The organism is Streptomyces sp. NPDC052101, from assembly GCF_040680235.1.
GTDB lineage: Bacteria > Actinomycetota > Actinomycetes > Streptomycetales > Streptomycetaceae > Streptomyces.
In genome coordinates this window covers 1-20836 of sequence record NZ_JBFAWH010000064.1, presented here as the reverse complement: position 1 = coordinate 20836, position 20836 = coordinate 1, and the positions used below count along the sequence as shown (strand labels likewise).

At 73.7% G+C, this 20836-nt stretch carries 15 protein-coding genes; 10 read left to right on the top strand and 5 right to left on the bottom strand.

Translation table 11 applies throughout. The annotated features are described in order from the left end of the window. A partial coding sequence (locus AB0L75_RS42380; RefSeq protein ID WP_365191633.1) for a lipoprotein occupies positions 1–262 on the top strand: 262 nt, incomplete at its 5' end. Positions 263–268: 6 nt separating this feature from the next. Here AB0L75_RS42380 and AB0L75_RS42375 read toward each other — a convergent pair. After that, on the bottom strand, positions 269–2314 hold the full coding sequence (locus AB0L75_RS42375; RefSeq protein ID WP_365191632.1) for a DUF1996 domain-containing protein: 2046 nt from the start codon (positions 2312–2314) through the stop codon (positions 269–271). 363 nt (positions 2315–2677) lie between these two features. On the opposite strand from AB0L75_RS42375, the gene AB0L75_RS42370 reads away from it, so the two are divergent. Both AB0L75_RS42370 and AB0L75_RS42365 read left to right on the top strand, forming a co-directional pair. After that, positions 2678–4162, top strand: a complete 1485-nt coding sequence (locus AB0L75_RS42370; RefSeq protein ID WP_365191631.1) for a C40 family peptidase — start codon at positions 2678–2680, stop codon at positions 4160–4162. Between the two features lie 210 nt (positions 4163–4372). Continuing rightward, positions 4373–5737, top strand: coding sequence for an FAD-dependent oxidoreductase (locus tag AB0L75_RS42365; protein WP_365191630.1), 1365 nt, complete (start codon positions 4373–4375; stop codon positions 5735–5737). 178 nt (positions 5738–5915) lie between these two features. Here the strand turns inward: AB0L75_RS42365 and AB0L75_RS42360 are convergent, their stop codons facing one another. Both AB0L75_RS42360 and AB0L75_RS42355 read right to left on the bottom strand, forming a co-directional pair. Further along, on the bottom strand, positions 5916–6917 hold the full coding sequence (locus AB0L75_RS42360; RefSeq protein ID WP_365191629.1) for a hypothetical protein: 1002 nt from the start codon (positions 6915–6917) through the stop codon (positions 5916–5918). Then, positions 6914–7303 carry a PadR family transcriptional regulator gene (locus AB0L75_RS42355; protein WP_365191634.1) on the bottom strand — a complete coding sequence of 130 codons (390 nt, stop codon included), beginning with the start codon at positions 7301–7303 and terminating at the stop codon, positions 6914–6916. The genes AB0L75_RS42360 and AB0L75_RS42355 overlap by 4 nt, the downstream gene beginning before the upstream one ends. 311 nt (positions 7304–7614) lie before the next feature. Between AB0L75_RS42355 and AB0L75_RS42350 the strand changes: the two genes are divergently transcribed. From AB0L75_RS42350 to AB0L75_RS42340, 3 genes are all read left to right on the top strand, one after another. Beyond that, positions 7615–8784, top strand: a complete 1170-nt coding sequence (locus AB0L75_RS42350; protein WP_365191628.1) for a hypothetical protein — start codon at positions 7615–7617, stop codon at positions 8782–8784. A 4-nt stretch (positions 8785–8788) separates the two neighbouring features. After that, the gene (locus tag AB0L75_RS42345) at positions 8789–9076 is read left to right on the top strand and encodes a DUF1232 domain-containing protein (protein WP_365191627.1); all 288 of its coding nucleotides are present in this window, start codon (positions 8789–8791) and stop codon (positions 9074–9076) included. 62 nt (positions 9077–9138) lie between these two features. Further along, positions 9139–9867 (top strand): 2-phosphosulfolactate phosphatase, encoded by a 729-nt coding sequence (locus tag AB0L75_RS42340; RefSeq protein WP_365191626.1) that lies wholly within the window; start codon positions 9139–9141, stop codon positions 9865–9867. 1 nt (position 9868) lies between these two features. Here the strand turns inward: AB0L75_RS42340 and AB0L75_RS42335 are convergent, their stop codons facing one another. Further along, positions 9869–11332, bottom strand: a complete 1464-nt coding sequence (locus tag AB0L75_RS42335; protein WP_365191625.1) for a hypothetical protein — start codon at positions 11330–11332, stop codon at positions 9869–9871. 287 nt (positions 11333–11619) lie between these two features. Here AB0L75_RS42335 and AB0L75_RS42330 point away from each other — a divergent pair, with 287 nt between their 5' ends. The 3 genes from AB0L75_RS42330 to AB0L75_RS42320 all read left to right on the top strand — a co-directional run bounded on the left by AB0L75_RS42330 (position 11620) and on the right by AB0L75_RS42320 (position 18324). Continuing rightward, positions 11620–14127, top strand: coding sequence for a SpoIIE family protein phosphatase (locus AB0L75_RS42330; RefSeq protein ID WP_365191624.1), 2508 nt, complete (start codon positions 11620–11622; stop codon positions 14125–14127). An 83-nt stretch (positions 14128–14210) separates the two neighbouring features. Then, positions 14211–16949 (top strand): SpoIIE family protein phosphatase, encoded by a 2739-nt coding sequence (locus AB0L75_RS42325; protein WP_365191623.1) that lies wholly within the window; start codon positions 14211–14213, stop codon positions 16947–16949. A 130-nt stretch (positions 16950–17079) separates the two neighbouring features. Continuing rightward, positions 17080–18324 carry a hypothetical protein gene (locus AB0L75_RS42320; RefSeq protein ID WP_365191622.1) on the top strand — a complete coding sequence of 415 codons (1245 nt, stop codon included), beginning with the start codon at positions 17080–17082 and terminating at the stop codon, positions 18322–18324. A 151-nt stretch (positions 18325–18475) separates the two neighbouring features. Here the strand turns inward: AB0L75_RS42320 and AB0L75_RS42315 are convergent, their stop codons facing one another. Beyond that, complete coding sequence (locus AB0L75_RS42315; protein WP_365191621.1) at positions 18476–20326, bottom strand: glycoside hydrolase family 15 protein; 1851 nt, start codon at positions 20324–20326, stop codon at positions 18476–18478. Positions 20327–20479: 153 nt separating this feature from the next. Here AB0L75_RS42315 and AB0L75_RS42310 point away from each other — a divergent pair, with 153 nt between their 5' ends. Further along, positions 20480–20686, top strand: coding sequence for a hypothetical protein (locus AB0L75_RS42310; RefSeq protein WP_365191620.1), 207 nt, complete (start codon positions 20480–20482; stop codon positions 20684–20686). Positions 20687–20836: the final 150 nt, after the last annotated feature.

Below are 20836 nucleotides of genomic sequence, written 5' to 3'. Positions count from 1 at the left end.
GCGGCAGTTCGTCGCCGCGGAGGACAACGTCAGCAAGGAGAAGTACCACTCCGTCAGGACCGGTGGCGGTCTGAACGGCGTCGAGGTGGAGTACCTCTACACCAGCAAGCTCCTCGACGAGACCAAGAAGGAGACCGCCCTCGCGGTCAGCACGCCCGACGGCCCGGTCGTCCTGCATCTCGGCGGTATGGACACCGAGGAGCACGACGCGATGCGGCCCGCCTATGAACTCGCCGAGCAGACACTGGCGTTGGGCCGGTAGCGGAGGTCAGTAGCGCAGACGCCTGGCCCTCAGCAGCATGATCAGGCCCGACATGGCGAGCAGCGCACCGAGGGCCGCGGGCCACAGGTGAGCACCGGTCTCCGCCAGCGAGCCCTGCGTTCCCTGCGATTGGGGCTGCGCGTTGGCGGGCGGGGTCTGCCCGGCGACGGTGGCCTGGGCGGGGGCGGACTGGGCGGGCGCCGGCTGGGTTGACTGAGCGGGCGAGGGGGTGGGCGGTGCCGTTTCCGTGGGGCTGTTCTGCCCGCTGGTCCGGTGCTGCTTGTGGTCCTGCGTGGGAGCGTGCTCCTGCTTGGGGGCGTGGCTCTGCTCGGCGGTGTGGCTGGGCTGGGGCGCGTCGCTCTGCTCGGTGGCGTGGCTCTGCTGGGGCGCGCGGCTCGGCTTGGTGGTGCGGTCCGGTGTGGTCGTCGCGTCGGTCCTGGGTTCCTCAGTGGGCCGGGAGGCCGAGGGTGCCGGGACCGGCGCGGAGGTGGCGGTGCCGCCGGGCTGCTCCGTCGTACCGTCCCCCGGCGCGGCCGACGTGCCCGAACCCGAACTCGCCGTCGGCGCCGCCGTCGTACCGGATCCGTCGCCGCCGGCACCGCAGGCGCGGCCGGAGTTGATGCAGTCGACCATCTCGCGCATCAGGCCCTCGTCGAAGACGTTGATGAAGTCGCCGTGGTCGGTGACGGGCTTGTGCAGCTGCTCGGGGAAGGAGTCGACCGCGAAGAGCGGGACCGTACGGCCGCCGTCCTGAAGGCTCGGTGCCTTGACGTCGTAGACGAGGCGCTGCACCAGCTGCGGAATGGCGCGGAAGCCCGCCGGGCAGGAGCCGTCGGGGGCGCCGAAGGCCACGTGGGTACGGTGGTTGGCGCTGTCGATGTTGCGGCCGTCCCAGCAGCTCTGGAAGCGGAAGGTGCGCACCACGTCGCTGCCCTGCGGACACAGCGGGTACTTGTCCTTCAGCTGCCGGTTCTCGTAACCGGTGCAGCTCCAGGACGCGTTGGCGTTGCCGGGCCCGTTGACGAAGGCCTTGGCGTCGCCGGTGATGATGCGCAGCAGGCGCGGCATGGCGGTGACCTTGCCGAGCGGGTTGCCCGCGAACGTCAGCGTGACCTGCTTGGGCGTGACGATCTGGCCCGCGTTGCCCTCGGTGCCGCCGCCCGGGGATCCGGCGTCCCGCTCCTGGGTGCCGTTCTGCAGGCGCAGCACCGGCCAGTAGTACGAGGACTTGTCGCCCTGGTCGACACAGCTCGTCCCGGCCTTCGCGAGGTCGTCGTCGCTGGCGAAGGCGTTGTTGCCCTGGTTGCCGACGTAGTCGTGGAAGTGGTGGGCGCCGTTGGACACGCCGGGGGCGACGATGACGTTGTCCGAGTTGAACAGGCCGTTCGCGTTGACACCGCAGTCGGACGTGAAGCTGCCGCGCGAGGCGTCGGCCTGCTGGGGCGGGGTCGACGCGTCGGGCTGTACGGAGGTGATGTCCGCGTAGTCGGAGAGCACGGGTCCGTTGCCGCCCTGGCCCGCGCCGGTCTGCTGGGCGCCCTGGGTCGGGCCGGCGGTGGCCTGGTCACCGGCGCCCGCGCCGCCGGGGCGCAGGGTGCAGGCGGCCAGGGCGTCCAGGCCCTGCGGGTGCTGCCCGACCCGGTCGATGGCGTCGGATATCCGCCCGATCGCCGCGGCCCGCTTCTCCTTCAGCGGGTTCATGATCGCGTCGTCGACGGAACCGGAGTTCTGTCCGGTCTGACCTGACCCACCGGTCTGGCCTGCCTGGCTTGCCTGAGCTGCCTGGCCTGCTGACTGTCCCGTCTGCTGGAGCTGCCGGTAGGCCGCCGCCGTCTGCTGGTCCAGCAGGGCGAGTTCGCGGTCGACGTCGGGGCGGGCCGCTTCCGGTACGGCGGTCAGCCGGCTGCCGACGTCGGGGCAGTCGATCGTCGCCATGCCGGAGGACAGGACGTGTGCGGTTCCGTTCGTGGCGGACCCGTCGCCCCAGCCCTCGGTCGCCGAGGCGTAGACGTTCACCGCGACGAGGCCACCTCCGCCCAGCATCAGGGCCATCGCTGCGAAGGTCGCGCGTCGTGCGCCGGTCGGGCGTCTGCGCCTGTTGCGTACCAAGGTCGTCCCCTGCGTGTCGTGTGTGCACCGGTCGGGCATACAGCTCCCCGGCCCCATACGGAGGGCGACGCCGATCCGTTCAACGGAATCGCGAATTCACCGGGACCTCACAGGAAAACGCGATTCTCGCGCCTTCCCCTTCGAACACCATCGCGAACATCACAATTACGTATCGGACATTCCACGCCTCAACCTTCACACGAGGTACACACGTTGGCTAGGTTGACGCGAGGCCGCCCGGTAACGCGAAGAGTCCGGACGCAACGGCCCAACTGCCCTGCGGGGCAAGGAAGGAGCGTGTCTTCCATGGCGCCGGAGAGCCGCGACGAGGGTCCGCAGCGGGACGAGGTCAGGCAGCGGGTCAACTCCCTGTACGACCAGGCCGAGAACGCGACCGGGAACTACAACGCGACCCGGGCCATGGCGTCGGTGACGCGCTCGCGGGGCGTTCCGCTGGCCAAGCGGTCGGGCGGGCGGACGGATCCCGCTCTGGACGAGGTCGCCCGGCAGTGGTTCGACGCGGCACGCAGCAGGTTCGGCCCCTCCGTCCCCGCGGTCCTGCCCGCCGACCGGCTCCCGGACCGGCCGAGGCCTCCGGGGCGCTCCCGGGGACGGATGGGTGGCGGCCTTCCGGACGGCGAGCGGGGCGCCCTGCTCCCGAGCCCGTCCGCTCGGCGGCCCGAGGCCCTGGAGCGGGCCGTCGACCGCGTCGTGGCCGAGCTTTCGGCCGGCCGGGCGACGGACCCGGCGAGTCTGGCCCTGGCCGCACGCGACAGTGCACGCGCAGCGCTGCCGGGCCCTCGTCGCCCTGAACTGCCCGGCGGGCAGATGGAGTTGGCCGGAATAGCCGACGTGGGCGGGTGGGAACCGGCCGAACTCGGTCCCGTGGAGACGGCCGCCCTCCCGGCGCCCGCGCTCCCCGGCCCCCAGAGCACCCCGGTTCAGGAACTGACGGCACTCCCCGGCACCGCCACGCCGGGCCGCCGCTCCCCCGCCGTGTCCAAGGCGGCCAACCAACGCAAGCTCGCCGCCGCGAGCGACGTGATCTCCCGGTACGCCGCCCAACTCGTCACAGCTGCCGCGGCCGTTCAGCCCCCGGCCGTTCAGCCCGCACCCGTCGCGCCCGTACCGCCCGCACCCGACACGACCGGATCACCCACAGCCGATACGGCCATAACGGCCATACCGGCCGCGCCCGCGCAGGCCACCTCGGACCCCTGGACCGGCCAGTGGCAGCAGCCGCGGTGGGCGGCGCCCGCCGGGACGACGACCACGACGGCGCCCGCGGACCCCTGGTCCACCACGGCCCCCGCTACCGCGGCACCCATCACCGCGACCCCGCTCACCGCGGCCCCTGTCACCATGACGCCCGCCACCATGACCACCGTGACCGACACCGGCCTCCTCCCCCTGATCACCGAATCGCCGGAGGCCGTTCGCGTCGCCAAGGCCATCGCGTACGCCCGGGCGCAGATCGGCAAGCCGTGTGTGTGGGGTGCGACCGGGCCGGACTCGTACGACTGCTCCAGCCTGACGCAGGCCGCCTGGAAGGCCGCCGGGGTCAGCCTGCCGCGGGCCGCGCACAAGCAGGCGCTCGCCGGTGCCCCGGTCACGCTCGCCGGGATCGAACCCGGTGATCTCGTCCTCTTCTTCGACGACGACCGGCATGTGGGCCTCCATGTCGGCGGCGGCATGATGGTGCACGCACCGGGCCCGGGGTCGTCGATCCGCGAGGAGTCGATCTACGGCGCCGGGGAGTCGGCGATCCACCGGATCGTGCGGCTCGCCTGACCGGTCCGCGAAACGGGACCGGTACGGGGGCCAGCCGCGACGCCACTACGCCCGTGCTCGCCCTCCCCGTCCCCTAGCCATAAGAGATGGCTGGACAAGTCATAAGATCCCCTTATGAGGTCATAGACCAGACCCGCGTACCAACTTAGGCCTGCCTTAGTTTAGGCTTCGTGATCAAGTCGCCCATTCAGATGCGAAGGGAACCTGATCATGCCGCGCCCCCTGCGGGTAGCCATCGTCGGAGCCGGCCCCGCCGGGATCTACGCCGCCGACGCCCTGCTCAAGTCCGAGGTGGCCGCCGACCCCGGTGTGTCCATCGACCTCTTCGAGCGGATGCCCGCCCCGTTCGGCCTGATCCGGTACGGAGTCGCCCCGGACCACCCGCGCATCAAGGGCATCATCACCGCCCTGCACCAGGTGCTCGACAAGCCGCAGATCCGTCTCTTCGGCAACGTCGACTACCCGACCGACATCAGCCTGGACGATCTGCGCGCCTTCTACGACGCGGTGATCTTCTCCACCGGCGCGATGGCCGACCGCGAGATGTCGATCCCCGGTATCGAGCTGGACGGCTCCTACGGCGCCGCCGACTTCGTCTCCTGGTACGACGGCCACCCCGACGTGCCGCGCACCTGGCCGCTGGAGGCCGAGAAGGTCGCCGTCCTAGGTGTCGGCAACGTGGCCCTCGACGTGGCCCGCATCCTCGCCAAGACCGCGGACGAGCTGCTGCCGACCGAGATACCGCCGAACGTCTACGACGGTCTGAAGGCCAACAAGGCCCTGGAGATCCACGTCTTCGGCCGCCGTGGCCCCGCCCAGGCGAAGTTCAGCCCGATGGAGCTGCGCGAGCTGGACCACTCGCCGAACATCGAGGTCATCGTCGACCCCGAGGACATCGACTACGACGAGGGCTCGATCGAGACCCGGCGTGGGAACAAGCAGGCCGACATGGTCGCCAAGACGCTGGAGAACTGGGCGATCCGCGATGCCGGCGACCGGCCGCACAAGCTGTTCCTGCACTTCTTCGAGTCCCCGGCCGAGGTCCTCGGCGCGGACGGCAGGGTCGTCGGCCTGCGTACCGAGCGCACCGCCCTCGACGGCACCGGCAACGTCAAGGGCACCGGCGAGTTCAAGGACTGGGACGTCACCGCGGTCTACCGCGCCGTCGGCTACCTCTCCGAGAAGCTGCCCAAGCTGCCCTGGGACATCGACTCGGGCACCGTCCCGGACGAGGGCGGCCGGGTCATCGAGGAGGGCGGCACCCACCTGCAGTCCACCTACGTCACCGGCTGGATCCGGCGCGGCCCGATCGGTCTGATCGGCCACACCAAGGGCGACGCCAACGAGGCCGTCGCCAACCTGCTGGACGACCACGCGAACGGCCGGCTGCACACTCCGGCCTCGCCCGCCCCGGAGGCCGTGGACGCCTTCCTCGCCGAGCGCGAGGTCCGCTTCACCACCTGGGAGGGCTGGTACCGGCTGGACGCCGCCGAGCGGGCGCTGGGCGAGCCGCAGGGCCGCGAGCGCGTGAAGATCGTCGAGCGCGAGGACATGCTGCGGGAGAGCGGGGCGTAAGTCCCGGATCCCGTACGGATCCGAGGGGGCCGGCCCCGCCTGGGCCGGCCCCCTCGCCGTGTTCACCCCCGCGTTCGGCCCTCCGCGGCCTGCGCGAACAGCTCGTGCAAGGGCACCGGCGGCGGCAGCCAGCCGCACCGACGGGCCGTGCACACCGTCCGTGCCTGTCTGAAGCGGTTCAGCGTGCCGCGAGTTCGCGGCAGCCTGTCACCGTCAGGCCCACGGTCAGCAGGGCGAGCACGGCCGCCTGGGCGAGGTTCCCGCCGAGGTACGCGACGGCTCCCGGCAGGCTCAGCCACGGGTAGAGGGCGGCGACGCGGACCGCCAGGAGGAGCAGGCCGAGCACGGCGAGGGCGAGGGCGCCGCCGGGCGTGCCCCGGTCGGTGCGCCGGGCCCTCCCGAGGAGCCAGCCGAGGGCGCCGACGACGAAGCAGTTGGCGGGCCCCCACACCAGGTCGTCCGCGGCGGGCAGCAGTACCAGGGACGCGCCCGTCACCACACACGTCGCCATGAAGACCAGACCGGGGCTTGCGGCGGGCAGCCGGGCCGGGGGTGCGTCGCGATGGTGGGCGGCGCACAGCGCGAGGGCCGGCAGCCAGGCGAGGAGCGCCAGCGCGGCGACGAACGCCGGCTCCGAGATGATCGTCGTGCCGGTCAGTGAGCCGACCAGCGGCCACAGGGTGGGCAGCGCGGCCACCAGGACGCCGATCCGGGCGAGGCGACGACGGTCGTGCAGGAGGGCGAAGTAGGCGACCGTCCAGCCCAGCGGCAGGATCCACTGGGCGGCGGCGACCGTTCCGGCGAGGATGCCGTGGTCGGTGAACTGCGAGACGTACAGGCTCCGTTCGGCGCCGCCTCGGGTGAACGACCAGGTCAGCCGCAGCACCGGCTCGACGACGGCGGAGGCCGCCAGGATCAGGACGGCGGCCAGCGCGAAGAGCCGGGCGGCCGATCCGAGCAGGACGTAGCGACGGGGCGCGCCTGCGGCGCCGAGGCGGCTGCGCACCGCGAGGGCGGCGATGCTCGCCACCTCGCCGAGCGTGGGCCGGCTCTGGTCCTGTGTGTCGCGGTCGAGGTCCCCGAGGAACGTCTCGACCATCTCCTCCTCCCGTCCGCGCCGGTAGTAGCCGGGGAGCAGGCGCAGGACGGTGCGGTAGCGGGTCTCCAGCAGCGTGGTCATGCGTAGCCTCCCGCGAGTCCGGGTGCGGTGGGGGGTTCGAGTCCGGCCGGGCCCGCGGCGGCGGGGCGGGCGCCGGCGCGGCGCCCCTCGGCGATGCGCCGTTTGGCCGCGCCGGCGCCGGCCGCCATCCGCTCGGCCTCCGCGTCCAGGGCCGCCACTCCGTCGTCGGTGAGCCGGTAGTAGCGGCGCAGCCGGCCCTGCTGGATCTCTTCCCGGTCCAGCACGATCAGGGCGTCCTCGGTGAGCCGGTCCAGCACTCCGTACAGCGTGCCGACGCGCAGCTGCACCTCGCCGTCGGACAGCTCTTCGATCTCCTGCAGGATGCCGTAACCGTGCCGCGGCTGGTCGGCGAGCGCCGTGAGGACGAAGAACGCCGCCCGGGTCATGCTCTTCGCTGTCATGCGACCAGAATATATCGGCAGCCGATATATATCGAGAGGCGAACGGAGTCCGCCCCTGGGCGGATGGGCGGGCGAACCCCGTTCGCCGGACCATTCTGGGCGCCCGACACGGGTGCGGACACGTGTGAACGACGGCCGCCCGACGCGTGTCCCGCGCACCCCGGATGCAGGGCGCGCGCCCCGTGCGCGGGGGCGCCCGGTTGCCGCCACGCGCCGCCTTTCCGCCCCGGACGACCGCGCGCCCGGCCGAACGGTGATACTGGAGGGCACACCCGCCCCCATCAGCAGATTGGCTCATGTCGAACTCCGCCACCGACCACGCCACCATCCCGCAGACCCTCTGGGCGGCCCGCGGCCGTCACACCGGTCCCGCCCCCGAGGAGGTCGTCCGCCGCACCCTGCGCCGGCACAAGGAGAGCGGCGACATCGACGACTTCGCCGAACCCGCGGTGCCCGAGGACTCGGCCCGGCGGGTCTTCGAGGCGCGCTGGCGGGCCGGCGGCGCGGTCACCGTGCGGGCCCGGCTCACCCTCGTACCGGGCGAGGGCCAGCGGCAGTGGCACGCATGGCGGCTCGTCGCCGAGGCGGAGCGCCCCTGGGACGAGGCCTGGCCCTCGCCCGCGACGCTCTTCTGGCCCGAGGGCACGACCGGTGACGACGGCTCCTGGGACCACCACGCCACGGTCTCCGGGCTGCGCTTCCGGCAGGTCAACGCGCTGCCCGCGGACGACAAGGAGATGCGGCGCCGGCTGCGGGACGCGGCGCGCGAGGGCTGGTGCGTGAACGTCGTCGTGCACGAGGCGATGACCCCGGACGAGCAGGGCCGGCTGCCGCTGGCCCGGCTGCTGCCGCCGGGCCTGCGGCACCGGGTGGTGGAGCACCGGGCCGCGCCGCACCAGTTCCGTGCCGTCAACTGGGCGCTGAAGGATCTCGGTTGCGAGGTGCCGCGCGGCGGCGCGGTGCTGCTGCCGCCGGACCCGGCTCCGAAGGGCTACGACGGCCGGGAGCACAGCGTCCGCAGCGTCTTCCTGGACGGTTCCGAACCGGCCGACCTCGTCGCGGCCCTGCGCCGCTTCGTCGCCCTGTCCCGGCCGCTGCCGCGGGAGGCCGAGGAGGCGCTGACCGACCTGCGGGACGACTGGACGCTGATGACCCACCAGGAGGAGCTGGAGCGGGAACGGCAGCGGGTCGCCATGTACGAGGAGGCGCTGGAGGCGATGACCCGGTCCCGGGACCTGTACAAGGAGGCCGCCGAGCAGGCCCTGGAGGCTCTCGCCGCCTACCGTGACGTCCCGGCGCCCGAGCACGCCCTGCCGCAGCAGCGGCCCGCGTCCCGGACGCCGGGTGCGCTGCAGCAGCTGACCCGGACGTTCGAGCGGCTGAAGTTCAAGGGCCAGCGGCAGCCGGTGCAGGGCCCGGCACCCGCGGGCCCGGACGCTGCCGAGGGCACGGACCGGCCGTCGTAGCGTCATGGATTCCAGCACGGCCCTGCTGGTGACCGCGGCCGTCGTCGCGGCGGCGCTGCTCGCCGTCGCCCTCGGCCTGCTGGTACGGCTGGTGCGCCTCCGGCGCACGCTGCGGCGGGCCGGACTGCCGACGGGCCCGCGCTGGGTGTTCTGGGGCGCGGTCGCCTATCTCCTGCTCCCCACCGACCTGCTGCCCGACCCCGTCTACCTGGACGACATCGCCGTCCTGCTGCTCGCGCTGCGGAGCCTGCGCGCCGCCCGGCCGCTGCCGCCCGGCCCGACCGAGTCCTGAGAACGGCCCCCGGAAGGCGACTCCCGCCGTTGAACGGCCGCCGCATGCCTCACCATGGAGCGATGCGGACCGAGTTCACCGGGATCCCCGGTATTGCGACGGCCCCGGACGTGGCCGTGGTCGTCGACGTCATGCGCGCGTTCACCGTGGCCGCCTGGGCGTTCGGGCGCGGTGCCGAACGGATCGTCTTCGCCGGTACCCAGCAGGAGGCCCTGGAGCTGAAGGCCCGTCACCCGGGCTGGCTCGCCTTCCAGGACGGCGCGCCGGTGCCGGGGTTCGACCTGGCCAACTCCCCGGCCCGGCTGCGTTCACTGGATGTGCGGGGCCGTACGGTCGTGCAGAAGACCACCGCCGGGACGGCCGGGGCGCTGGCCGTGGCGGACGCCGGGCTGCTGCTGTGCGCGAGCTTCCTGGTGGCCGGCGCGACCGCCGAGGTGCTCAGGCGGGCCCGGCCGGAGACGGTGACCTTCGTCGTCACCGGGGACGGCGGCCGGGCCGAGGAAGATCTCGCCTGCGCCGAGTACATCGCGGACCGCGTCCACGCCGCCGACGCCGACCCGCGGCCGTACCTCGAGCGGGCCGGGCGCTCGGACGCAGCCGCGCGGCTCGCGGACGGCGTGCGGCGCGGCTGGGGCGGTGTCCACCCCGAGGATGTGCCGATGTGCCTGGAGGCGGACACCTTCCCGTTCGCGATGGCGGCCGCCCGGGTGGACGGCCACCTGGTACTGCGTCCCGTGGACGCCGGGAGCGCGGATGCGGGCCGTACGGCGACTGCGCACCCGGCGCCCTGAGTCAGCCGGCGCCCTCGCGGCGGGCGGTGCCCGTGAGCAGGGCGCCCAGCAGCACCGCCAGGGTCGCCAGCGCGGCCGTCCCCGCCACCGTGACGGCGAGCCAGGGCGGGGCCAGGGTCGCGCCCCACAGCCGGGCCGCGTCCGGCAGGCCGAACCGCACGCCGGCCAGCTGCCCGACGGCGAGCGCCGCCGTGACACCGAATCCGGCGGTCCCCGCGACGAGCCGGGCATGTGCCGCCGGGGTGGGCAGCGCGAGGGCCAGAAGCACGCACAGGCCCGAGGCGAGGACGGTGGCCGCGAGGACGCCGTGGAACGGTCCGGCCCAGTGGCGCGGCGCGTGGGCCACTCCGCAGAGCAGGACCAGCAGCGCGGCGGCACGGGCACCCCACTCGGGAGTCACGAACCTCCAGCGGTCCCGGTTCCGGTTCCGGTTCCGGTCGGGGTCCTGGGCCGAACGGTCCTTCACCGACCGTTGCTTCGCGAACCCTGTCCTCGCCCGCCACTCCTGCACCAGGCGTTCCCTCGCCGAACGGTCCTTCGCGGAACGATCCTTCGCGAGCCGTTCCTTCGCAGGCCGTGCCCTGGCCGGCCGGTCCTTCTCCGACCGGTCCTTCTCGGGCCGGTCCTGCTCGTCCCGGGTCTGCCGGCCGCTGGTGGCCGCGGCCCAGGCGTCGAACGCGGACACGGCCTCGGCGGGCACGGGGTCGCGCACGGGGCCGAGGGGGGCGGCGGCCGGCGGCTCGGACAGCGGGGTCTCGCGCACGGCGCGGTCCGCGGACAGCCGGCCGATCAGCTCGGCGAGTTCCTCCACGGGCCGGCTGACGGCCACGGCCCGCACCGCGGCCTGCCCGCAGTGGGGTCCGAGGGAGGTGCGGTGCAGCAGCTGCATCAGCCGGCTCACGTCGTCCAGCGGACGGCGCTCGGCGGCGGCCCGGATCGCCTCGTCGGCACTTCCGGTGGCCCCGGGCGACTCGGTCAGGAGGGTCACGAAACGGGCCAGATCCTCCACGGACCGGTCCACCCCGACCGCGCGCAGCGCGTCGGCCGTGGTCCGGGCGTGTTCGGGGGAGCCTTCCAGCAGGGTGATGAGCCGGACGACGTCCTCGACCGGACGGTCGGCGACGGCCGCCTGGACCAGCCCGGGCAGCGGGTCGCCGTACGGGAGAGCGTCATCGGGCGGGACGTCGTCGCGTGCCGCAGGGTCGGACTCCGTCTGGGGGGCGTCGTCGCGTGTGGCACGGTCGGACTCCGTCTGGGGGGCCTCGTCGGCGGCCGCGGGGACCTCGGCGTCGGGTGCCTCGGGGACCTCGATCGGGCCCTCCTGGGCAGCTTCGGGGAGCGGCTTCGCGAAAGGCAGCGCCGGCCACGTGAGGAGATCCGGGTACGGGTTGGGGGCGACGGCTGGGACCGGCGCGGGGGTTATCAGCGCGTCGTCGGGACGGGGGGTGGGAGATCGGGTGGTCATCTCGCCTCCAGTCGAAAGGTGCGGCCGCGTCTGCGCCCCGTCTGCGGCAGCGGCATTACGCACCATTACTAGGAGTGGCCCGGTGCACCCGCCACTCGGGTGCGGCACCGGTGTGAGTCGGACGGCCGGGAAAGCGGACCCGCCAAGGGGGCGGATCGGCCACGGGAGGCCGACGGGCCTAGGGAGTGGTGCCGTCCAGTGGCGTCGTCCAGGTGCGTCGCACGGCCCTCCGGGCGCATTCTTGCTGTGTCATCCACCCGACAGGCGCACGGGACGAGGTAGGGGCGATGACTGGGAGCGGTGGCGAGCAGCTGGTCCGTACGCGGGCCCGGCTCGCCGCGCTGCTGGCGGACGCCTCGACCGGCGCGCTCGGTGCGGCCGGCGGCCGGGTGGCGGGCGTGTATCTGCGGTCGGGCACCCCGGGCCTGCTGCGCCTCGCGGTGCTCGCGGGGCTGCCCGGTCCGCTGTTCCGGCCCTGGTGGCGGCTGCACGTGGGCCGCCCCTTCCCCGTCGCCGACGCCTACCGACTCGGCGTACGGGTGGTGCTGTCGGACGCCGCCGAGACGGTGCGCCGCTATCCGCAGTTCGCCGCGGGCCTGCCCTTCCCGCTCGGGTCGGTGCACATGCCGGTGCCGGGCGGGAGCGAGCCGCTCGGGGTGCTCACGGTGCTGCGCCCGGCGGTGGCCGATTCCGTGGACGAGCTGCTGGACATGGAGCTGCTCGCCCGGCTGGCCGAAGGGCTGGGTGCCGAGCTGCTGGCACTCGCCGACGGGGACGCGAGCGCCGTCGTGTGGGACGGCGAGCCGCTGTGCGTGCGGCCGCCCGCGGCCCGGCCCGCCCAGGCCGTCGTGGCGCGGTTCGACTGGGATCCCGTGACCTGCGCGGTGCGCCCGGACGACCGGCTGTACGCGCTCCTCGGCCTGTGTCCCGGCGAGTTCGCCGGGTCGGACACGGCGTTCGCGGACGCCCTGGCCCCGGACGACACGGACCGGATCCTGGCGGCGCTGCGCGACACGGCCGCCGGGAAGCCGCCCGCCGCGCCGCTGCACCTGAGGTCGCGGGAGGGCGCACCGCGGCTGCTGGACCTGTGGCCGGCCGCGGCGGACGGGGCCGCGGAGCGGGTCGGCGGGGTGGTGTTCGAACCGGGTCCCGCCGCTGCCGACGGCGCGGCCGACCTGCTGCCGCAGGGCGTGTTCTGCCTGGACCGGCTGGGGCTGATCGTGTACGTCAACCAGGCCGCGGCCCGGCTCGCCGGCCGGGAGCGGGAGCGGCTGCTCGGGCGGCCCATATGGGAGGCGCTGCCGTGGCTGACCGGTCCGCCCTACGACGACCATCTGCGCGGCGCGCTGCTGGCCCCGGATCCGGTGCACTTCCATGTGCGCCGGCCGGCTGGCGAGGGGGACGAGCCCGGCGCGGGCGACTGGCTGGCGGTGTCGGTGCATCCCGGTGCCGACCTGCTGACCTGCACGCTCATGCCGGCCAGCCGGGTGGACACGCCGGTCGAGCCGGTCGTGGAGGAGCACATGCCGGAGGGCTCGGTGGCGGGCGACCACTCGATGGAGCCGCTGTACCGGCCGATCGCCCTGGCGATCGCGCTGACGGACGCGGTGACCGCCCGTCAGGTGTCGGCGGTGGTCATGCGGGAGCTGTTGCCCGCGTTCGGCGGCCGGTGCCTCGCCATCTATCTGCTGCAGGACCGGCATCTGTATCTGGCCTGGGAGAGCGGCTTCCCGCAGGGGTTCCTCACCCCGTTCGAGGGAGTCGGTCTCGACGCGCGGCTGCCGGGCGTGGAGTGCCTGACCACGGGTCGGCCGCTGTTCTTCGAGTCGATGCAGCAGTTGCCGGCCGCCTATCCGGGCATCCCGCTGGACGCCGACGAGGGTGCCCGGGCGTTTCTGCCGCTGATCGCCTCCGGACGGCCGGTCGGTTCGTGCATCCTCGGCTTCGACCGCCCGCGCGGCTTCAGCACCGAGGAACGTACGGTCCTCACCGCGCTCGCCGGGCTGATCGCGCACGCCATGGAGCGGGCGCAGCGCTACGACAGCGAGGCGGCGCTCGCGCGCGGGCTGCAGCAGGCGCTGCTGCCCCGCCGGCTGTCGACGCATCCCGAGGTGGAGACCGCGGGCCGGTATCTGCCGGGTACGCAGGGCATGGACGTGGGCGGCGACTGGTACGACGTGGTGGAGGCGGGGGACGGGCTCGCCCTGGTGATCGGTGATGTGCAGGGGCACGGGGTGCAGGCGGCGGCCACCATGGGGCAGCTGCGCAGTGCGGTGCGCGCGTTCGCGCTGGGCGACCGGCCGCCCGACGAGGTGATGAGCGGCACCAACCATCTGCTGATCGACCTCGACCCCGGCCAGTTCGCCAGCTGCTGCTATCTGCGGCTGGACCCCGCGACCGGGCGGGCCCGGATCGCCCGGGCGGGGCATCCGCCGCCGCTGCTGCGCTCCCCCGACGGGCGGACCCGGCTGGTGGACGTCCCCGGCGGTGTCGTCCTCGGGGTGGATCCGCAGGCCCGGTATCCCGTGGCCGAGCTGCTGCTGGAGCCGGACGCGATCCTCGCCCTGTACACGGACGGGCTGGTGGAGCGGCCCGGCGCGGACATCGACGACGGCATCACCGCGCTGCGGCTGGCGCTCGCCAGGGCCGGGGCCGCCGCCGGGCGGCGGGGCGGGCGGTCGCTGGCCGGGGTCGCCGACCGGCTCACGGCCGGCGCCCGGCACGCCACCGACCGGCCCGACGACGTGGCGCTGCTGCTCGCCGCCCGCCGTTCGGCTCCTGTGCGCCACCGGTGACCGGATCGCGCGGCTCCGATCAGCCGCCGTCATCTCGGGCAACGGTCTCGCCGGAGCGGGCCGAGCAGTGTAGACATGGGCACATGGTGCGTCTGCCCGGCCGGCCTGTGTCTCGGCCGTCCCGTCCGTTCGGGGACCCGCGCGCAGCGCAGGTCCCGGAACCGCAGGCTTCAGATGGGAACGGCGGCAGGCCCGGAGTCCTGCGGTCGGCGGTGACCGGACGCAGCGTCGCCGGGCAGGTGTTCCTCCTCCAAGTGGTGATCGTGCTGCTGCTGGTCGTCTCGGCGGTGGTGGCGCAGGTGCTCCAGGTGCGGCACGACAGCGACCTGGAGGCACAGAACCGTTCCCTCGCCGTCGCCGAGTCCTTCGCGAACGCGCCCGGCACGGCGGCGGCGCTGCGCGCCCCGGACCCCACCGCCGTGCTGCAGCCCCGTGCGGAGGCGGTCCGCAAGGCGACCGGGGTGGACTTCGTCGTCGTGATGAACACGGACGGCATCCGCTACACGCACCCCAAACCCGACCGCATCGGCAAGAAGTTCGTCGGCACGATCGGCCCGGCGCTGGCGGGCGGCACGGTCACCGAGCACGTCAACGGCACGATCGGCCCGCTGGTGCAGGTCGTGGTGCCGGTGAAGGACTCCGGCGGCAAGGTGGTGGGCCTGGTGTCAGCCGGGATCACCACCGCGCATGTGGGCGGGGCCGCCGACCAGACGCTGCCGCTGCTGCTCGGGGCGGCGGCCGCGGCGCTCGCGCTGGCCACCGGGGGCACGGCCCTGGTCAGCAGGCGGCTGCTGCGCCAGACGCGTGGCCTCGGGCCGTACGAGATGACCCGGATGTACGAGCACCACGACGCGGTGCTGCACGCGGTCCGGGAGGGTGTGCTGATCGTCGGCGGCGACGGCCGGCTGCTGCTCGCCAACGATGAGGCGCACCGGCTGCTGGACCTGCCCGAGGACGCCGAGCGGCGCAGCGTGCTGGAGCTGGGCCTGGACGACGAGACGGCGGCGCTGCTGGCCTCGGGCCGGGTGGCCACGGACGAGGTGCACCTGGTCAAGGACCGGCTGCTGGCCATCAACCAGCGGCCCACCGATCTGCGCGGCGGCCCCGCGGGCAGCGTCACCACGCTGCGCGACTCGACCGAGCTGCGGGCCCTCTCGGGCCGTGCGGAGGTGGCGCGCGAGCGGCTGAACATGCTGTACGACGCCGGGGTCGGCATCGGCACCAGTCTGGACGTGACCCGTACCGCCGGGGAGCTGGCCGAGCTGGCGGTGCCCCGGTTCGCGGACTTCGCGACGGTGGACCTGTTCGACGCGGTCCTGCACGGCGAGGAGCCGAAGCCCGGCACCTCGCTGCGCCGCGCCGCCTGCGCCGGCATCCGCCAGGACTGCCCGCTGTACCCGGTCGGCGAGCGGATCCGGTTCGTGGCCACCTCGCCGCAGGCGCGCAGCCTGACCACCGGGCAGTCGGTCCTGGTGCCGCGGCTGCGCGACGCGCCCGGCTGGCGGGCGCAGGACCTGGAGCGCACCGACCAGGTCCTGGCGTACGGCATCCATTCGCTGATCACCGTGCCGCTGCGGGCGGGCAGTCTGGTGCTGGGGGTGGCGAACTTCTGGCGTGCGGAGAAGCCGCAGCCGTTCGACGCCGAGGAGCTGGCGCTCGCCGAGGAGCTGGTCGCACGGGCCGCGGTGTCCATCGACAACGCCCGCCGGTACACGCGCGAGCACAGCATGGCGGTCACCCTGCAGCGCAGTCTGCTGCCGCGTTCTCTGCCCGAGCAGGGCGCGCTGGAGATCGCCTACCGCTATCTGCCGGCGCAGTCCGGGGTGGGCGGCGACTGGTTCGACGTGCTGCCGCTGTCCGGCGCGCGGGTGGCGCTGGTGGTGGGGGACGTGGTGGGGCACGGGCTGCACGCGGCGGCCACCATGGGCCGGCTGCGCACGGCGGTGCACAACTTCTCCGCGCTGGATCTGCCGCCGGATGAACTCCTCGGTCTGCTGGACGAGTTGGTGGGCCGGATCGACCAGGACGAGACCGGCGCGGACGGCTCCGCGGCGATCACCGGCGCGACCTGTCTGTACGCGGTGTACGACCCGGTCTCGCGGCACTGCAGCGTGGCCCGGGCCGGCCATCCGCCGCCCGCGCTGGTGCGTCCCGAAGGGCGCGTGGAGTTCCCTGAGGTGCCGGCGGGCCCGCCGCTGGGGCTGGGCGGGCTGCCGTTCGAGACGGCCGAGCTGGAGCTGGCCGAGGGCAGCCGGCTGGTGCTGTACACCGACGGGCTGGTGGAAGACCGCGAGCGGGACATCGACGTGGGCCTGGACCTGCTGAGCGACGCCCTGCGCGGTACGCCGGGCGCCTCGCCGGAGGAGACCTGCCGTGCGGTGCTGGACCGGCTGCCGGCCCGGCCGAACGACGACGTCGCGCTGATCGTCGCCCGTACGCGGATGCTGGGCCCGGACCGGGTCGCCGAGTGGCAGGTGCCGTCCGACCCGGCGGCGGTGTCCCAGGTGCGGTCCGCGGTGACCCGGACGCTCGCCGACTGGGACCTGGACGAGCTGGCGTTCACGACGGAACTGATCCTGAGCGAGCTGGTCACCAACGCCATCCGCTACGGGCGCGGTCCGATCGGTGTCCGGCTGCTGCGCGACCGCACGGTGATCTGCGAGGTCTCCGACCGCAGCACGACCTCGCCGCATCTGCGGTACGCGGCGAGCACCGACGAGGGCGGCCGGGGCCTGTTCCTGGTCGCGCAGCTCGCCGAGCGCTGGGGTACCCGGTACACCCCGCACGGCAAGATCATCTGGGCGGAGCAGCCGCTGCCGTAGATGTGCGCGGGAATTATGTTGAGTACATGACGTCAAGCGGGTGATGATCTCCGCCATGTTCTCGCGCAGGAATCGCCGCCCGAAGTCCCCCGGTCTCCGCACGGCCTGGTAGGCCCTGGACTCCGGTGATGTGCCCGGTGCGCTCAGGCGGTTGCGGGCGGCCGGCGAGGAGCAGCCGCTCGCCGAGGTGGCCCTGGTGGTGGCGCGGGCCGCCGGGACGGCGGGCTTCGACGACCTCGCCAAGGCCGCCGCCGCTGTCGTCGCCGAGCCCGAACACCCCAAGGCCCTCTACGACTTCGGGTACTGGTGCATCGAACGCGACGTGGCCCATCTGGCGGTCCCCGCGCTCCGCGAGGCACTGCGCCTGAGCAACGGCTCGCCGGTGGCGCTGCGGGAGCTGGTGTCGGCGTACGAGCACGAGGGCCGCCATCGCGAGGCCGTGACCGAACTCGCCCGGTACGAGGGGACGTTCGCGGACTGGCCGGAACGCTATCTGCTGGTGTTCAACGCCGTCCTGGCGGGCGATCTGGAGCTGGCGCGGCGCCAGCACGCGCTGCTGCCGGACCCAGAGGACGCGCAGTGGCGGCCGGCCCGGGAGCGGCAGAACCGCGTCCTGGCGCGTGCGGCCGCGGCCGAGCGGGTGTCCGCGCTCGACCTGACCGATCTGCGCGGCTGGCAGTACGTGATCGCCGGCACGGTCCTCGGCACCCTGTCGCCGTACGGCTTCGACGCGGGCATGCACGGCCGCTACGCCTGGCTGCAGGACACCCCTGACGGCTGTCTGCGGGGTCTGGAGCGGCTGCGCACCCTGCTGGCGGCGACCGAGGTGCGGCCCCGGACGGTGTCGCTGCTGCCCGACCGGGACTCACGGATCCTCGGACTGGCCGCGGCCGAGGTGCTGGGCCTGCCGGCCGAGCCGTTCACGCCCGGCCGGCCGGACACGGTGGTCGTGGCGTACGACCTCGACGGCCTGGCCGCGCACGACGGCGGACCGGAGATCATCGGGCAGCTCTTCGAGCGCGTGCCAGGGCAGGTGCTGCACGCGCACGCGAGCTGCTGGACGGACTCGCCCGCGATCACCGCGGACAGTGTCGCGCTGCTGCACCAGTCGGTGGTGCCGCCCTGGGGGGAGCAGCTGCGCCAGGGCGCGGACGGCGGCGTCGAGCGGGGCCCGGCGGACGACCGTCCGGAGGCGGAGATCGCCGCCGACGTGACGGCGGCCGACCCGGGCGCCGATCCGGGGGACGGCTCGGGCCCCGCCGACGACGAAGCGGACTTCGCGGCGTTCGCCGCCGCCGTCGGGAGCACCTGGCTGCGCGGCGACCGGGCACGGGTACGGTCCTGCGGGCCCGTCCCGAGCAGCCGGTTCGCCTGAGCCTGAGCCTTGGCCTGAGCGGCGGAGGCGGTCAGGCGCTCAACCGCGAGCGCAGCAGCCGCTTTCCCATCTCGGCAGCCTTGCGGCTGTCGGCCTGGGCCTTGTGGGCTCCCGGGTACCCGGGCGGCCTGCGGACGCACGCCCCTGGGGGTCAGCCGAGGGCGCGGTCGAGGTTGAACGCGGCGCTGATCAGGGCCAGATGCGTGAAGGCCTGCGGGAAGTTGCCCTGCTGCTCGCCGGTGCGGCCGATTTCCTCCGCGTACAGGCCGAGATGGTTGGCGTAGGTGAGCATCTTCTCGAAGGCCAGCCGGGCCTCGTCGAGCCGGCCGGCCCGCACCAGGGCCTCGACGTACCAGAAGGAGCAGATGGAGAAGGTGCCCTCGTCGCCGCGGAGTCCGTCGGGGCTGGCCTGCGGGTCGTAGCGGTAGACGAGGGAGTCGGAGACCAGGTCCTCGGTGAGGGCGTCCAGGGTGGACAGCCACTTGGGGTCGGTGGGGGCGACGAACTTGCCGAGGGGCATCATCAGCAGCGACGCGTCCAGCACATCGCCGCCCTCGTACTGCACGAAGGCGCCGCGCCGCTCGGACCAGCCGCGGTCCATGATCCGCCGGTAGATCGTGTCGCGGGCCTGCCCCCAGCGGGGCAGGTCGGCGGGCAGCCCGCGCCGTCTGGCGAGCCGGATGGCCCGCTCGATGGCGACCCAGCACATCAGCCGCGAGTACGTGAAGTTCCGGCGGCCGCCGCGGGTCTCCCACACGCCCTCGTCGGGCTGGTCCCAGTGGACGCAGAGCCAGTCGACCAGCTGGCACACGTCGTCCCACTGGCCGCTGGAGATCGGCTGGGCCCACTTGTCGTACAGGTAGATCGAGTCGATGAGGGCGCCGTATATGTCCAGCTGGAGCTGGTCGGCGGCGGCGTTGCCGACACGGACCGGGGCGGAGCACAGATGGCCCTCCAGGTGCGGCAGCTCGCGCTCGGGCAGCTCGGTGCGGCCGTCGATGCCGTACATGATCTGCAGCGGCGCCCGGTCGTCGGCAGTGTCGCAGGGGCTGACATGGGTGGTGAGGAAGCGCATGAACGCCTCCGCCTCGCCGCTGAAGCCGAGCCGCAGCAGCGCGTAGACGGCGAACGCGGCGTCCCGCACCCACACATACCGGTAGTCCCAGTTCCGCTCGCCGCCGAGCTGCTCGGGCAGGCTGGTGGTGGGGGCGGCGACGATGGCACCGGTCGGTGCGTAGGTGAGCAGCTTCAGGGTGAGGGCGGAGCGGTGCACCATCTCGCGCCAGCGGCCCCGGTAGCGGGACTGGTGCAGCCAGCGCCGCCAGTAGGCGACCGTGGCGTTGAACTCGTACTCGGCCTCGGCGTGGGCGCAGCCGCGGGGGGCCACGGCGTCGCCGACCTGGTCGAGGGCGAACACCGCGCTGCCACCCTCCTCCAGCTTGAAGTCGGCGCGCGCGTCCCGCTCGTCGCACTCCAGGGTGACCGTGGAGGTCAGCGCCAGGGCCCGCTCGGCGGACTCGAAGACGACGGTGCCGTCGACGGTGCGCAGGGTGTGCGGGGCTTGACCGTAGTCGAACCGCGGGGCGACCAGTACCCGGAAGGGCACGGTGCCGCGGACGCAGACCACACGCCGGATCAGCCGGTGCCGGCCCCCCTCCCCCGGGCCGTCCGCGCTGTCGGAGGTGACCGGCATGAAGTCCTGCACCTCGCCGACGCCGTCCTCGGTGAAGAACCGGGTGATCAGTACGTTGGTGTCGGGGAAGTAGAACTGCTTGGTCCGCGCGGGTACGGCGGCGGCCACCTCGAAGCTGCCGCCGCGCTCGGCGTCGAGGATGGCCGCGAAGACGCTCGGGGCGTCGAAGGACGGGCAGCAGTACCAGTCGATCGTGCCGTTCGTGCCGACCAGGGCCACACTGCGCAGGTCGCCGATGAGCCCGTGCTCGGCGATCGGCAGATAGCGGGGGCTGGAGCGGACGTCGTCGGGGAACGGGGTCTCGGCCATCGGCGGCCTCCCGGTGAGCGGTGCGAGATGTTTTCCAGCTTAGGAGCGAGTGCTCTCCGGTGGCGTGGGAAGGCGCTGCGGGGAATGGTGAGAGGGTGCCCCGTTCGGCGGCACCGGCACGGATGCGGTCATCCGGACCGAGGAGGAGGCATCATGTCGACAACCACACCCGACGAGTCCCGGTCGTCCGACGACCACTGCACCCCGGACGCCCTGCTCCACTCCGCTCCCTCCCAGAATGTCACCCTGGAGGACCTGGTGATGGCGGCGGGCAGGGACGTCACTCCGAAGAACCTCGACTGGGCCCGGCGCAAGATGGAGAAGGAGGGCCCGACGGCCATCGAGAGGCTACTGCCGTAGGGCGTCCGGGGCATCACCGGCTCCTGTCGCGACGGGGGCAGGACGGCCGACGCAAGGGGCGCGGGGAACTGCGCGGGCGACCACGCACCACCCGCACCCCGCCGTGCGACATGAGCCGCTACGGCGAGGGCGCGTCGTCCACGCACACCA